The sequence below is a fragment of the Caulobacter sp. 17J65-9 genome, assembly GCF_010975005.1.
Classification (GTDB): Bacteria; Pseudomonadota; Alphaproteobacteria; order Caulobacterales; family Caulobacteraceae; genus 17J80-11.
On the sequence record NZ_JAAIVC010000117.1, the window covers coordinates 1 to 12,682 of the forward strand.

Consider the following 12,682-nt stretch of genomic DNA (forward strand, 5'->3'; position numbering starts at 1 on the left):
CGAGGCGGCGGCGGACCCGGCGGCGGTGGCGGTCGCCCCGGCGCCGGACGACGCCCTCACCGTCCTGGTGGCCGACGACCACCCGGTCAACCGCCAGGTCATGGGCGTGCTGCTGGAGCGGCTGGGGCTGCCCCACGCCTTCGCCGAGGACGGCGTCGAGGCCGTGGAGGCCGCGGCGAGCGGGCGCTTCGATCTGGTGCTGATGGACATCCAGATGCCGCGAATGGACGGCTTCGCGGCCGCCGCCGCGATCCGCGCCTTCGCGGGCGACGCCGGCGCGATCCCGATCGTGGCGGTCACCGCCCACGCCGACGCGGAGCCCGAGCGCTTCGGGGCGGCCGGATTCGACGGCGTCGTCGCCAAGCCGGTCACCGCAGACGCGGTCGCCAGGGCGATCGCCGCGGCCGCCGCGGGGCGGCGGGGCGTGCGGCAATAACCATGGCCGCTCGCCAGCGGTCTTCACGAGGGGGCGACTATGTCGAGGGACGGGTACGATACGGGCGCGCTGGCAAGCCGCCTCGACTTCATGGGGCTCGACCCCGCCGCCCGCGCGACGGTGCGCGCGGCCCGGCCGGCGCTCGAAGCCGCCTTACCGGAAGGGCTGGACCGCTTCTACGAGCGCATCCGGGCGTTTCCCGCCGCGCGCAGCTTCTTCCGTGACGAGCGGCACGTCGCCCACGCCAAGGCCAGACAGCTGGAGCACTGGCGCACCCTCGCGGGGGGCGAGCTGGACGAAGCGTATGTGGCGGCGGTCCGCGCCATCGGCCAGACGCACGCGCGCATCGGCCTCGAGCCGCGCTGGTACATCGGCGGCTACGCCGTGCTGCTGGAGAGCCTGATCGGGGCGGTGGTTCAGGCCGCCTGGCCCGACGGCGGTCTGCTCGGCCGCCGGCGCGACGGCGCCGCGGCGCTGACGGCGACCCTGGGCAATCTCGTGAAATCCGCCCTGCTCGATATGGATTTCGCGATCTCGGTCTACATCGACGCGGCCGACGAGGCCCGCCGCGAGGCCGAGCAGACGGCGCTCGCCCAGGTGCAGGAGGCGGTGGTCGGCGTGCTTGGCGCGGCCCTGACGCGGATGGCGGACGGCGACCTGACCTGCCGGGTCGACGCCGAGCTCCCCGTGGCGTTCCAGCGGGTGAAGACCGACTTCAACGCCGCTTCCGCCCGACTGCACCAGGCGGTCACGGCGGTGGCGCACGCCGCCGACGGGGTGTCGTCCGGCAGCCGCGAACTGGCCCTGGCCGCCGACGACCTGTCGCGCCGGACCGAACGGCAGGCGGCGAGCCTGGAGGAGACCGCGGCGGCGCTGGAGCAGATCACCGCCACCGTCCACAAGACCGCGACCGGCGCGCGCGCCGCGGCGGAGACCGCGGTGGTCGCGCGAGGCGAGGCGGAGCGGTCCGGGGACGTCATGCGCGAAGCGGTTTCCGCCATGGGCGAGATCGAGCGCTCGGCCCGGGAGGTGCAGAACATCGTCGACGTGATCGACGAGATCGCCTTCCAGACCAACCTTCTGGCCCTGAACGCCGGGGTCGAGGCGGCGCGCGCCGGCGACGCCGGCAAGGGCTTCGCGGTGGTCGCCACCGAGGTCCGCGCCCTGGCCCAGCGCTCGGCCGAGGCGGCCAAGGAGATCAAGGCGCTGATCGCCTCGAGCACCGAGCAGGTCGGCGCCGGCGTCGCCCTGGTCGGGCGCACGCAGGACGCGCTGCAGAGGATCGCGGCCAGGGTCACTGAAATGGACGGGCTGGTCGAAGAGATCGCTTCGGCCGCCCAGGAGCAGGCGATCGGGCTGACCCAGGTCAACAACGCGATTGTGCAGATGGACCAGGCCGTGCAGCAAAACGCCGCCATGGTCGAGGAGGCGACCGCGGCGACCGCCGCCCTGCAGTCCGAGGCGGTCGGGCTGGCCCGCCAGGTCGGCGTCTTCCGCATTGCGGCGGAGGCGTCCGCTCCGGCCGCCGCTGACAATCCCTTCGCCCAGGCGCGCGCCCGCATCGTGCGCGGGCTGACCTGAACGAGGCGTCGCCGGACGGATTGTCCGGCGACGCTCCAGGGTCAGAAGATCAGTATGTCGTTGCGATTGATCGTGGCGAGGTTGTCCAGCACCAGGATCACCTTCGCGGCGAAGTCGGTGTCGACCCCGTCGAAGTCGAAGGACAGCTCGCCGGTCGTCGTGTTGTAGATGAACTGCGAACCGGTCCCGACCGCCGTGCCGGTCGCGTTGGACCGGAAGGCGCCCGCGTCCAGCACCCCCGGCGCGAACACGTCGGCCAGGGCTTCGGACGAGAACAGCAGCTGGTCGGACGTGCCCGCCGCGCGCAGGTTGGCGTTCACGTTGAAGTCGACCACGTGGTCGATCGACGGGTCGTCGATCGTCGACCAGACGAACTGGTCGCGCGCGGCGTCCGCCCCGCCGCCGGTCAGGGTGTCGGCTCCGATCCCGCCGGAAATGCGGTCGGCGCCGGCCCCGGCGTTGATCAGGTCGTTCCCGTCGCCGCCGTCGATCGTGTCGTTTCCGGCCAGGGCGTTGATCGTGTCGGTCCCGCCGCCGCCGTTCAGCACGTTGGCGGCCACGCTGCCGCGTATAGAGTCGTTCCCGTCGCCGCCGGTGGCGTTCTCCATGGCGCTGAACGTGTCCTCCCGCGCGGCGGAGCCGTTGCGGAAGGCGCCGAGCGTGGCGGAGTTGGTGGTGTCGAGCGAGATGGCGAAGTTGTCCGTCTCGCCGGCGTAGGAGGCGGTGTCGAGACCGGCGCCGCCGTTCAGCGTGTCGTTCCCGCGCCCGCCGTTGAGCGTATCGTTTCCGTCGCCGCCCAGCAGGCTGTCGATCCCGTTCCCGCCGAACAGGCTGTCATTGCCCGCGCCGCCGTCCAGCGTGTCGTTGCTGGTGGCCGTGCCGCCGGCGAGCGGGTCGTTGCTGAGATCGCCGAAGAGCACGTCGTCGCCGCCGAGGCCGAACAGGGTGTCGTTCCCCAGCCCGCCGGTCAGGACGTTGTGGCCGGGGTCGACCAGGAAGCTGCCGTCGGCCTGGGCGACGTTGGCCCCGGCGTTGTTGCCGGTCAGCCGGTCGTTGAAGTTCGAGCCGATGATGTTCTCGACCCCGGCGATCTGGTCCTGGGCCGCGAAGCCCGCCCCGCCCTGCGGCAGGGGACGGCCACGCCCGTCGAGGCTGTTCAGGCCGCCGACGCCCAGGCCCAGGCTCACGGTCACGCCCGCGGTCGACAGGTGATAGTCGACCGTGTCGTTGAAGCTGTCGTCGCTGAAGGTCCCGGCCCGGCCGCCCGCGCCGCCGTTCAGGACGTTGACCCCGGCCCCGGCGACCAGAACGTCGTCGCCGTCGCCGCCGTCCAGCTCAGTAGCGCCCGAGCCGGCCTGCAGCAGGTCGTTTCCGCCCGAGCCGTCCAGCACCAGGCTGGCCGCGCCGCCGAAGATGGTGTCGTCGCCGGCCCCGCCCAGCGCGTCCTCGAAGTGCGCGTAGTGGATGATGTTGCCCGGATCGAGGGCCTGGCCCTGCAGCACGACCGTCTGGTTCAGCACGTTGCGCATGTCGATGGTGACCGACACGTCGGGCGTCAGGATCACCTCGGCGAAGTCGATCGCGTCCTCGCCGCCGCCGCCGTCGAAGGTCTGGGTGACCGTCGCGCCATTGGCGGTGGTCAGGAAGATCGCCGCCCGCACCAGGTCGCCGCCGGCGCCGCCCTGGTAGGAGAAGGCGAAGTCGTGGTCGAAGGTCTCGTTGAACAGCGACAGGTCGATCTCGTCGCCGGGGCCGCCGCCGCCGTGCACCTCGACGCTCTTGACCGAGGTCTGGCTCAGCGCGCCGGCCGAACTGTCGATGGTGAAGGCGTCGCCGGCCGGCCGGCCGTTACGGCCGATCCCGCCGGGCCCGAGGTTGAAGATCAGATGCTCGACGTCGTTGGCCAGGATGTTGGCGATCGCCCCGTTCGGGTCGGTGACCACCATCATCAGGTCCGGTTGCGCGGAGGCCGGATTGACCGGCGGCAACGTCCCGTCGGACAGCTGCAGGAGGATGTCCAGCGGCACGGCCTGGGTGATGTTGAAGGTCAGGGTGTCGTCGTCCAGGCTGGCGCCCAGCGCGTCGACGAACGCGTTATGGGTCGTGATGCGGCCGGGAACCGTGCGGTCGAAAAGGTTGGTGTCGAGCACGGTGAACGGGTTGGTGGCGGCCGTACCGGCGAACGGCAGGTCGGCGCCCTGTTGAATGACCGTCGCCGTGGGAGTCGGAGTCGGAGTGGGAGTAGGCGTCGGGGTGGGCGTTGGAGTGGGGGTCGGGCCCCCGCCGCCGCCGCCGCCGCCACCGCCGCCCCCGCCGCTGCCCTTAGCCATGACGCTTCCTTTCAATCGCTACGAAATCGACCGGAGAGCGCCGCGCGCCGGACGACGTGCGGAAGCAGGTGCGGAAAAGTCCGGATGAAGGGTGGAACGGGCGGGTCCTCCGACCCGCGGCGCGCCATTTCCCCGTGCGTCCCACCGGGTCGGCAACCTACGAGCAGCCGATGGGCGCTCAATCAGGGAAACCCCCCACTGGCCTGCAAGACAACGAGGAGGCCTCCGTAAGGGCGAGCGGTTTCGGCTCCGGAGAGGTCCGTAGGGACGGCTGTGCGCTCGCGCTCGGTTGCGCGGGCGGGGCGCTTCGGCGCAAGTTGCGGCCGGGACTGAAGTAATTGCTTCGAGTGCGGGGGGCCGCGTGCAGATCCAGGATAACCTGACGCGTATCGTGGGGCGCCAAGCCCTGGTGCGGGCGGCGGCGGACGAGATGGCGCGGCTGAACGCGCGCGATCCCAACGTGATGAACCGGATCGGCACCGCCTACAGCCAGATCGGCGCCCACGACACGGCGCTGCCGTTCTACCGACAGGCGGCCGAGCTGGCCCCGCGCCACGCCGCCAGCTTCTACAATCTGGGTTCGGCCCAGCAGTTCACCGGCGACTTCGCCGGCGCGCGCGCGTCCTTCCTGCGGGCGGTGACGATCGATCCGAGCCTGTACCAGGCGTGGCTGTCGCTGGTGCAGCTGCGCCGCCAGAGCGCCGACGACAACCACCTCGAGCGCCTGGAGGCCCTGTTCGCCGGCCGCGACGACGCCGAGGGCGACCGCTCGCTTCACCTGGGCCACGCCCTGGCCAAGACCTTCGAGGACCTGGGCGACGAGCGCGCCTCGTTCGCGTGGCTGGGCCGCGCCAAGGCCGCGCGCGGGCGGCAGGCCGCCTACGACGCCGCCGCCGAGGCCGAGACCTTCGCCGCTGCCAGGGCGACCTGGGACGGCGAGCCGACCGCCGGCCACGGCTCGAACGAGCCGATCTTCGTGTTCGGCCTGCCGCGGACCGGCACCACCCTGGTCGACCGCATCCTGGCCGCCCATCCGGACGTGACCTCGGTCGGCGAGCTGGCGACCTTCCCGCCGCTGGTCGCGGCGCTGGCGGGCGGGGGCGGGCGCATGCTCGATCCCGCCAACCTCGCGCGTGCGGCCGACATCGATTTCGAGCAGCTGGGCCGGCTCTACATCGAGAGCACCCGGCCGGCGGCGGGCGCCACGCCCCGCTTCGTCGACAAGACCCCGATCGACATCCTGTTCGCCGGCCTGATCGTGAAGGCCCTGCCGAACGCCCGGCTGGTCTGCCTGCGCCGCGATCCGATGGACAGCGTGCTGAGCTACTACCGGCAGATCTTCTTCAATCGCCGCCACCCCTATCCCAGCGTCTACGACCTGCGGAACGCGGCCCGGCACTACGCCCGCTTCCATCACCTGGCCGACCACTGGCGCAGCGTGCTGCCGGCCGACCGGTATCTGGAGCTCGGCTACGAGGCGCTGATCGCCGACCAGGCCGGCGAGACCCGCCGGCTGCTGGACCATTGCAACCTCGGCTGGGACGACCGCTGCCTGGAATTCCACAAGGCCGAGGGCGTGGTGGCCACGCCCAGCGCCGTTCAGGTCCGCTCGCCCCTGCACCCCGGCTCGATCGGCCGCTGGCGTCGGTACGGCGAGCTGCTGGAGCCGGCCCTCGAGGTGCTGCGCGAGGAGGGCGTGCCGGTCCCCGCCTAGCGTGACCTGGAAAGATGTAAGGGTGTTGGCTGCTGGCTATCGATTCCAGTGTCGCTGTACGGCGCGGGTTACATTCTCCACGAAGACATTTGGCCGCCACCCTTTTGTAATTCGATCCAGTACGAAGGAGTCGAAAACGGAAAGGCCTAGGCCGGTAGTCGTTCCAAGTCCGCCTGATCCCATAACGGCATCGACCAGTACTCCCGTGCCCGTAAAGAAGGAGAAGCGCGCTATGCTGCCGGGAAGGCTGCCTAACGTCGTCTCGCGGGCTAACGCTGTATGGTATTCATGAATAAGGTTTGCGTCTGGCGGTAGGCTTGACGACCATTGGCGAAATTTTCGTGACTTATCAATTACTTTTAGCGCGTCATCGAATGATATGTTTCCGTCATTAAACGCCCCGCCAAAGTAACTTGCATTCCCAAATACCGCTTCCTCGAAGGCGTGGATGCGCTCTGAATTTCGAGATGCGCGGTTTAGGCTGAGATCCAGGCGTTTGTCGGCGACCGAGGCTACTTCTGGACTGCTGATTACGTCCGACGAATACTTTCTGGCTAAATGCAGGTCTATGGCGTAGTCGTTCAGCTTCGCGAGAACGCTGCTCCAGGTAACATTTTTTCCTTGCAGGCCTGCCAACTCCGCAGGCTCACCGGGACTGATGATTGTTATGCCTCCGCCTTCCAGGTGGATGCCGCGAATGTCGGCCGCTTGTATTTGGTGCCATTTTGCATTCGCAGCGGCCTGATTGACTGCTGCTTCGGCAAAAAGCTTCAGAGTTGTGGAATCTTCAGCTAGAGATTTAAATATATCCTGAGCTTGGGCCTCGCTTCCCAGGATTTTTTTGTATTCTGTGGGTCGGGCGTGGCGAAGTATTTTGTCGACGTCTTTTCTGGTTACAAGGGGGTCGCCCCTTTTCAACATACCGGTAAGTATCCCGGAAATGTCGTCATGAGCGATGCGCTTTTGCTCGTTGCCTGCGAACCGAGCAAATACGGGTGTGTGGGTCACGACCCCGTTAGTCGAGTTTCCGACAACGCCAGCAAATTCTGGCGTCACATCAGCAGTTATTAAATCGTGTTTCAGCAGCGCTTCGAGGCGGGATGCTCCTAGCTGCTGGTATGCGCCAATGAAGAAGCCGACATCCATAACTAGGTGGACGCGGCCATAGTAAAGCATCGCCTCAAGGACGCGGCCGAAATCAAGGCGATCCCCAATAAGTCCGGGCATGCGGATCGCTGCAGACTCGAACATTCTGATCATCCCCGGCTTCGGGCCCAACGGGGCGTGCTAGCAGCGGAGATATGATCCGTGAGTCGCCTAACGCGGGTCAATAATCGCTGGCGATGGGTCGGCGTCTCTCCCGGTGTCGCCATCAACTCGGTGTAAACCGCAACTGGCGCTCCTGCTCCCATGCGCCGTCGCCTGCTGCTCGTCCTGCCCGCCCTGCTCGCCGCCCTGCCCGGGGCCGCGCACGCGTCCGGGGCCAAGGACAAGAAGAAGGGCGGGGGCGCGTCCTTCGTCCAGCTGGCCGCCCTGACCGCCAACGTCATGCGCCCGGACGGCCGCCCGGCCATCTTCACGGTCGAGGCGGGCCTGGACGTGCCCGACCCCGTCCTGAAGGCGCGGGTCGAGTCGCTGACCCCGCGCCTGCGCGCCGGCTACATGGAAACCCTGCAGCAGTTCGCGACGGGCCTCGGCCGCGGCGCCGCGCCGGACGCCGACCGGCTGGCCGCCGCCCTGCAGGCCAGCACCGACCGCACCCTGGGCCGCAAGGGCGCGCGCCTGCTGCTCGGCACGGTGATGGTGCACTAGCAGGCGTGGGCGCGAGGCCTTAAGCCTTGCGCCGACATGACGACCTTCACCGCGCCGCCGCCCAAGCCCGTCACCCCGGGCCTCTACATCGTCGCCACCCCGATCGGGAACCTGCGCGACATGACGCTCCGGGCGCTGGACGTGCTGGCCTCGGCCGACCTGGTGCTGGCCGAGGACACCCGCGTCGCGGCCAAGCTGCTCACCGCCTACGGCCTGAAGAAGCCGCTGGAACGCTACGACGACCACGTCGGCGACCGGGTGCGTCCGCGGGTGCTCGAGGCGTTGTCCCAGGGCAAGATCGTCGCCCAGGTGTCGGACGCCGGCACGCCGCTGGTCTCGGACCCCGGCTACAAGCTGGTGCGCGCGGCCGTCGAGGCCGGCTTCAAGGTGCACCCGATCCCGGGGGCGTCCAGCGTGCTGGCCGCCCTGACCCTGGCCGGCCTGCCCAGCGACCGCTTCCTGTTCGCCGGTTTCGTGCCCGTGAAGTCCGGCGCCCGGCGCGCCATGTTCGAGGAGCTGGCCGCCAGCCGCGCCACCCTGATCTTCTTCGAGACCGGCCCGCGCCTGGCCGCCTCGCTGGCCGACATGGCCGCCGTGTTCGGCCCGCGCGAGGCGGCGGTCACGCGCGAGCTGACCAAGCTCTACGAGGAGGCCGTGCGCGGTCCGCTGGACGCTCTGGCCGCCGACCCGCGCCTGCAGGAGCCCAAGGGCGAGATCGTCGTGGTGGTCGGTCCGGGCGAGGAACAGGCCGCCACCCCGGCCGACGCCGACGCGGCCCTGACCGAGGCGCTGGCCCGGCTGGGCCCGGCCGACGCGGCCGCCGAGGTCGCCAAGGCGCTGGGCCTGCCCCGCCGCGAGCTCTACCGTCGGGCGCTGGAACTGAAGGGCCGGGTGTGACCGTCGCCGACCGACGCCTGCAGCGTCGCCAGGTCCGCGCCGAGCGCGGCCGCAAGGGGCGCGACGCCGGCCGCTTCGGCGAGGTGGTCGCCGCCCTGCTGCTGATGGCCAAGGGCTGGCAGATCCTGGGCTTTCGCCTGCGCACCCCGCAGGGCGAGATCGACCTGCTGGCCCGGCGCGGGCGGGTGCTGGCGGTGGTCGAGGTCAAGCGCCGCGCCACCCTGGAGCTGGCGGCCGAGGCGGTCGGCGAAGCGCAGCGGGAACGGCTGCTGCGCGCGGCCGAGGGGATCGTGCGGCGACGCCCGGTCCTGCGACATCACGACGTTCGAATTGACCTGATCGCGCTGGCGCCGGGTCGATTTCCGCGACATCTTAAGAGCGTGTTCACCAAGCCTGACCTTGCGCGCGGCTAGCCCGCGCCGCCCACGGCAGGGAGCGTTCGCTTAAGCATGACCCGCGAAGAGGCCGAAGAGGCGTTGGTCGCGGCCGGCGGCCAGCCGGACGCCAAGTTTCCGCTGCTGGAAGCCGCCATCGCCTGCGCCATTCACGACTATCCGTTCCGCGACCCGGCGCCCGCGCGCGCGCTGGCCGAGGCCGCGGCCGCGCGCCTGCGTGAACGGCTGGACCTGGAGAGCCCGGACGAAGCCCTGGCCGAGACCCTGTCGGGCGACCTGCGCCTGGCCGGCGACCTGCTGACCTTCGAGGACCCGGCCAACACCGACGTGGTCGACGTCGCCGACCGCCGGCGCGGCCTGTCCGCCACCCTGGGCATCTTCTATCTGCACGCCGCCCGCCGCTGCGGGCTGAAGGCCGACGGCGTCGACTTCCCCGGCCACTTCCTGCTGCGGGTCGAGACCTCGGACGGTCCCGTGGCGCTGGATCCGTTCAGCCAGGGCCGGCTGGTCCTGCCCTCCGAGCTGACGCGCCGGGCGCTGCGCGCCGGCCTGACGCCGGACGTGGCCGACCGGCTGGAGATCCTGATGGCCCCGGTCAGCGACCGCCAGGTGCTGATCCGCCTGCAGAACACCCTGTTCGCCCGCGCCCTGGCCGCCCACGACTATGACGGGGCCGAACGCTCGGCGCTGCGCCGCGCCTGGCTGGACCCGGCCGACCACCACCCGTGGCTGGACGTGGCCGCCGCCCGCGAGAAGCAGGGCGCGCTGACCGGCGCGCTGGAGGCCCTGGCCAAGGCCCGCGAGCTGGACGGCGGCGCCGCCATCGCCGCCCACGCCGCGCGCGAACGGGTGCGCCTGCGCCTGAACTAAGGCTGCGTTCTCCCTCCCCTTTATGGGGAGGATGGTCCCGAAGGGACCGGGTGGGGGAACGGCTCGCACTTCCCCACCCTGGCCGCTTCGCGGCCTGTCCCTCCCCATAAAGGGGAGCGAGAAGCCTTGCGGTAGGCCGTTCGGCTCCCACTTGCTCCGAAAGCGCGCTAAGCACGCGCGGAACTCAGGACAGGAGCGGGCGCGTGGCTTTGAAAGTGGCGGTCCAGATGGACCCGATCCAGGCCGTCAACATCGAGGCCGACACCACCTTCATGCTGGCGCTGGAGGCCCAGAACCGCGGCCACAGCCTGTGGATCTACGGCCCCGAGAGCCTGGCCCTGGAGAGCGGTCGGCTGTCGGCCCGCGGCCAGGCGGCGACGCTCCGTCCCGTGAAGGGCGACCATGTCACGCTGGGCGAGTTCGAGGCTCGGGACCTGTCGGACTTCGACGTGGTGCTGATGCGCCAGGATCCGCCGTTCGACATGGCCTACGTCACCTCGACCTACCTGCTGGAGCACGTCCATCCGAAGACCCTGGTGGTCAACGATCCGGCGGAGGTGCGCAGCGCGCCCGAGAAGCTGGTCGCCCAGAAATTCCCCGAGCTGCAGCCGCCGACCCTGATCACCCGCGACGTCGAGGCCCTGGTCGACTTCCACCGCCGCCACGGCGACGTGGTGCTGAAGCCCCTGCACGGCGCCGCCGGCTCGGGCGTGGTGCGCCTGCGCGCCGACGACCCCAACCTGGAGGCGCTGCTGGAGCTGCACGCCTCGATCGGGCGCGACGCGGTGGTCATGCAGGCGTTCATCCCGGCCGTCGTCAAAGGGGATAAACGCATCATCCTGGTCGACGGCGAGGCGGTGGGCGCGATCAACCGCGTGCCGGCCGAGGGCCACGTGCGCTCCAACCTGCGCGTCGGCGGCCGGCCCGAGCCGGTCGAGCTGGACGCACGCGACCTGGAGATCTGCGCCAAGGTGGGACCGTTCCTGAAGGAACGCGGCCTGCTGTTCGTCGGCCTGGACGTGATCGGCGGCTATCTGACCGAGATCAACGTGACTTCGCCGACCGGCGCCCAGCAGTTGAAGCGCTTCGGCGGGGCCGATGCGGCGGCGATCCTGTGGGAGCGGATCGAGGCCATGCGCGCCGGCCGATGAGTGGTCGCCGGCGCGCGCCGCTGTGTCGGCCGCGTGATGATAGATCCCGGGTTGATCAATGCTGTCGGCGTCGATTACACCTGTTCATTGACACCGGTGGACACGCGGATCGAAACGCGTCGCCCTGGTCGACTTCACTTATCGTTCGCATTTCGTTCTTGAAACGGCCCCGCCGCCGCGCCTAGAGTTGTGGATAACTCGGGTATCTGGGGCGGGACATGGTCGCACGGGTCGTCACGGTGGCGTTCGAAGGGGTCGACGCGCGCCGCGTCGACGTTGAGGTGCAGCTGACCCCGACCAGCCAGCCCAGCTTCGCGGTGGTGGGTCTGGCCGACAAGGCGGTGGCCGAGAGCCGCGAACGGGTCCGCGGCGCCTTCGTCGGTTTGGGCCTGGCCCTGCCGGGCAAGCGCATCGTCGCCAACCTGGCGCCCGCCGACGTGCCCAAGGAGGGCTCGCACTACGACCTGCCGATCGCGCTGGCCCTGATGGCGGCCATCGGCGTCATCCCGCTCGACGCCCTGGACGGCTGGGCCGCGGTCGGCGAGCTGGGCCTGGACGGCCAGATCGCGCCGGTGGCCGGGGCCCTGCCCGCGGCGGTGGCGGCCGGCGGCCTGGGTCTGGGACTGATCTGCCCGGAGGCCAACGGCGCCGAAGCCGCCTGGGCAGGCGACGTGCGCCTGCTGGCGCCGCGCTCGCTGATCCAGCTGGTCAATCATTTCCGCGGCGTGCAGGTGCTGGGCGCCCCCAAGGCCGGCGACCTGGCCGAGGCGCCGCCCTCGGCCGATCTGCGCGACGTGAAGGGCCAGGAGCAGGCCAAGCGCGCGCTGGAGATCGCCGCCGCCGGCGGCCACAACCTGCTGTTCGCGGGACCGCCCGGCTCGGGCAAGTCCATGCTGGCCCAGCGCCTGCCCGGCATACTGCCGCCGCTGACCGCGCGCGAGCTGCTTGAGACCAGCATGGTCTGGTCGCTGGGCGGGCTGATCGCCAAGGGCGAGCTCACCCGCGCCCGGCCGTTCCGCGCCCCACATCACTCGGCCAGCATGGCCGCGCTCACCGGCGGCGGCGTGCGGGTGAAACCCGGCGAGGTGTCGCTGGCCCACAACGGCGTCCTCTTCCTCGACGAGCTGCCGGAGTTCAGCCCCCAGGCCCTGGACAGCCTGCGCCAGCCTCTCGAGACCGGCGAGGTGATCGTCGCCCGCGCCAACGCCCACGTGCGCTACCCCGCCCGGGTGCAGCTGGTCGCCGCCATGAACCCCTGCCGCTGCGGCGTGGGCGGCCCGGGCCGCGGCGCCTGCGGCAAGGCTCCGCGCTGCCAGCGCGACTACCAGGGCCGGGTGTCGGGCCCGCTTCTCGATCGCATCGATCTGCAGGTCGACGTGCCCCCGGTCACCGCCGCCGACCTCGCCTTGCCGCCGCCCGCCGAGGGCACCGCCGAAGTCGCCGCCCGCGTCGCCGCCGCGCGCGAGGCCCAGGCCGCGCGCGCCGAAGAGCTGGCC

The 12,682-nt window shown here is 70.6% G+C and carries 11 protein-coding genes; 9 read left to right on the top strand and 2 right to left on the bottom strand.

The window, feature by feature from the left end:
- Both G3573_RS15400 and G3573_RS15405 read left to right on the top strand, forming a co-directional pair.
- Positions 1-436 (top strand): response regulator (locus G3573_RS15400; protein ID WP_163262197.1); only part of this gene is annotated, 436 nt, incomplete at its 5' end.
- A gap of 39 nt (positions 437-475) precedes the next feature.
- Positions 476-2,017 carry a globin-coupled sensor protein gene (locus G3573_RS15405; RefSeq protein WP_163262199.1) on the top strand — a complete coding sequence of 514 codons (1,542 nt, stop codon included), beginning with the start codon at positions 476-478 and terminating at the stop codon, positions 2,015-2,017.
- A 41-nt stretch (positions 2,018-2,058) separates the two neighbouring features.
- On the opposite strand, the gene G3573_RS15410 is transcribed toward G3573_RS15405, so the two are convergent.
- Positions 2,059-4,347, bottom strand: a complete 2,289-nt coding sequence (locus tag G3573_RS15410) for a calcium-binding protein (protein ID WP_163262201.1) — start codon at positions 4,345-4,347, stop codon at positions 2,059-2,061.
- 361 nt (positions 4,348-4,708) lie between these two features.
- On the opposite strand from G3573_RS15410, the gene G3573_RS15415 reads away from it, so the two are divergent.
- Positions 4,709-6,061, top strand: coding sequence for a sulfotransferase (locus G3573_RS15415; RefSeq protein ID WP_163262203.1), 1,353 nt, complete (start codon positions 4,709-4,711; stop codon positions 6,059-6,061).
- Between the two features lie 36 nt (positions 6,062-6,097).
- Here G3573_RS15415 and G3573_RS15420 read toward each other — a convergent pair whose 3' ends face one another.
- Positions 6,098-7,321, bottom strand: coding sequence for a hypothetical protein (locus G3573_RS15420; RefSeq protein WP_163262205.1), 1,224 nt, complete (start codon positions 7,319-7,321; stop codon positions 6,098-6,100).
- Positions 7,322-7,471: 150 nt separating this feature from the next.
- On the opposite strand from G3573_RS15420, the gene G3573_RS15425 reads away from it, so the two are divergent.
- The 6 genes from G3573_RS15425 to G3573_RS15450 form a co-directional block, all read left to right on the top strand.
- A complete protein-coding gene (locus tag G3573_RS15425) occupies positions 7,472-7,873 on the top strand; it encodes a Tat pathway signal protein (RefSeq protein ID WP_163262208.1) in 402 nt (133 codons plus the stop codon).
- Positions 7,874-7,909: 36 nt separating this feature from the next.
- Positions 7,910-8,770, top strand: coding sequence for a 16S rRNA (cytidine(1402)-2'-O)-methyltransferase (gene rsmI / locus G3573_RS15430; RefSeq protein WP_163262210.1), 861 nt, complete (start codon positions 7,910-7,912; stop codon positions 8,768-8,770).
- Positions 8,767-9,183 carry a YraN family protein gene (locus G3573_RS15435; RefSeq protein ID WP_346427396.1) on the top strand — a complete coding sequence of 139 codons (417 nt, stop codon included), beginning with the start codon at positions 8,767-8,769 and terminating at the stop codon, positions 9,181-9,183. The genes rsmI and G3573_RS15435 overlap by 4 nt, the downstream gene beginning before the upstream one ends.
- A 36-nt stretch (positions 9,184-9,219) precedes the next feature.
- Entirely contained in the window at positions 9,220-10,035 is an 816-nt protein-coding gene (locus G3573_RS15440; protein ID WP_163262212.1) for a transglutaminase family protein, read from the top strand.
- A 203-nt stretch (positions 10,036-10,238) separates the two neighbouring features.
- Entirely contained in the window at positions 10,239-11,186 is a 948-nt protein-coding gene (gene gshB / locus G3573_RS15445; RefSeq protein WP_163262214.1) for a glutathione synthase, read from the top strand.
- A gap of 218 nt (positions 11,187-11,404) precedes the next feature.
- A partial coding sequence (locus tag G3573_RS15450) for a YifB family Mg chelatase-like AAA ATPase (RefSeq protein WP_163262216.1) occupies positions 11,405-12,682 on the top strand: 1,278 nt, incomplete at its 3' end.

What these genes read in the sequence shown, in the direction of transcription:
- G3573_RS15420 (WP_163262205.1), bottom strand. Translation starts at nt 7,321, where the DNA reads ATGATCAGAATGTTCGAGTCTGCAGCGATCCGCATGCCCGGACTTATT.
- G3573_RS15405 (WP_163262199.1), top strand. Translation starts at nt 476, where the DNA reads ATGTCGAGGGACGGGTACGATACGGGCGCGCTGGCAAGCCGCCTCGAC.
- G3573_RS15425 (WP_163262208.1), top strand. Translation starts at nt 7,472, where the DNA reads ATGCGCCGTCGCCTGCTGCTCGTCCTGCCCGCCCTGCTCGCCGCCCTG.
- G3573_RS15440 (WP_163262212.1), top strand. Translation starts at nt 9,220, where the DNA reads ATGACCCGCGAAGAGGCCGAAGAGGCGTTGGTCGCGGCCGGCGGCCAG.
- rsmI (WP_163262210.1), top strand. Translation starts at nt 7,910, where the DNA reads ATGACGACCTTCACCGCGCCGCCGCCCAAGCCCGTCACCCCGGGCCTC.
- G3573_RS15410 (WP_163262201.1), bottom strand. Translation starts at nt 4,347, where the DNA reads ATGGCTAAGGGCAGCGGCGGGGGCGGCGGTGGCGGCGGCGGCGGCGGC.